Source organism: Rhizobium sp. PDO1-076 (assembly GCF_000247475.1).
GTDB lineage: Bacteria > Pseudomonadota > Alphaproteobacteria > Rhizobiales > Rhizobiaceae > Allorhizobium.
Genome location: NZ_AHZC01000258.1, coordinates 1 through 1,638 on the forward strand (window position 1 = coordinate 1; position 1,638 = coordinate 1,638).

Here is a 1,638-nt window from a genome sequence, read left to right on the forward strand (position 1 = left end):
TCAAATCATTCACGACAGACACTGCGCCTGTGGAAACAATTTACCGAAGAAAATTTGTTCAGTGCATACTTTATGGCCTCGAAGACGGAAGCAGGAAGCGCTGAGTTCGCTAAAGATCTACAACCAGTGTCCATGATTTTTTTAACGACTTCTTTCGCATCCGCATCGATCACTCGGAGCCGTTGGTAGGGGTGCAAATCATTTTCGCAGATCGCCGCAATCCCCTCCCAGAGCTCTGGCAACATTCGAAAGTCCCACCATTCTTCAGCAAGCGGATAAATGGTATGACCGCAAAGGATAGCGGCGCGGCGCATAATGTACTCAAGTTTCTGTCTGTTCAGCCAAATTTCGGAATCCAACGCTTCTTCCCCTCTCCACCCTCTAGTGTAGGCGCGAGCAGCTGGGTTATCAAAGGCGGGATCTGTCGCGAAATAGTCGAATGCTGTTCCCATGTCGACGGTGCTGCCCGACGAATCAAGCGCTTCCACATCAACGGCCATGGCGCGTGGATGCGCCCCGCCGCCTGGCGTCGAGACCAAGGCAGGTTGATACCCGTATTGAGCCATTTGCTGCTGCGCTTCCACAGTTCGGAGGCAGTCATTCAACTTAATTCGCCAACCGTACAATCGGTTTGCTAGGATAGCGGCGACCAATATCACCGCAGCTAGCTCTCTATCAGCCCACAATACCAGGGACTCACTTGAATACAATCCTTTGAAATTATTACTTGGGTGGCTTGGATTAGAGTAGACCATATCTACGATGATCGGAAATTCATTACAGAATACATTCATCGGAACGAGATTTTCAACTATGTATTTATGCATTTTAACCCTTGACGTTGTCAATTGTACATCATATGCAAACTCAATACACGATTATTATGTGTTTTGTGCATGCCTTAAATTTCTATCTACATAAAAACTATATCAACCGCATTCTCGAATAACTACATATGAATCAATAGACGATTTTGACTTGCTCATCGCTCGTTCGCCTGACGAGGCCAAAAAGACACCCCCTTATGAAACATGCTAGCTTTGCGAACGAACCATTGAAGTTTGACAGATCTGTTAAAGATCTTCCTGACCCACACGCCGCCTCCTGCCTCTGTGGCTGCAATATCAACAAACGTCACCAAAAAATGTCCAGCTCGCCTAGCTGTTTGAGAATTTTGCGCAACACGGAGATGCGTGCCGCATCGGCTCCATCCCGCTACTGGGCTCTATCAGCCACTTTCTGTTCCTTTCACCCGTCAGATGAGAATCCTGCATTTCATTTGTCACTCAAAACACGTCACCACTTCGCTCCCGTGGGTTATGAGATGACCACGATCGGCCTCTATTGATGCTGTTCCTGCCGCCGAGATATGTATGACGCAGAGCCAACCGAACTTTCTACGACTGACAGTCTACCTGTCGCCAATGCTTTGGATTGTGCCAATTGATACAGGTCGGTGTAAGAGCCTGACCGAAAAAGAATTGAGTGAAATCAGCCAGTTGTGATTGATCGGGATAGGGGGACGCCTCGCGACGCCGCCCCTCCCACACCACCGGGCATACGGGTCCGTACCACGGCGGTTCGATCAGATTACGCTTGGGCAGAGACATGGAGACGAGGGAGACCCAGTGACTCGAA

General features: G+C 49.0%; 1 protein-coding gene. It reads right to left on the minus strand.

Going from position 1 to position 1,638, the window contains the following annotated elements; translation table 11 throughout:
- Window positions 1-5 precede the first annotated feature (5 nt).
- A complete protein-coding gene (locus PDO_RS26745; protein ID WP_210161519.1) occupies window positions 6-848 on the minus strand; it encodes a M15 family metallopeptidase domain-containing protein in 843 nt (280 codons plus the stop codon).
- Window positions 849-1,638: the final 790 nt, after the last annotated feature.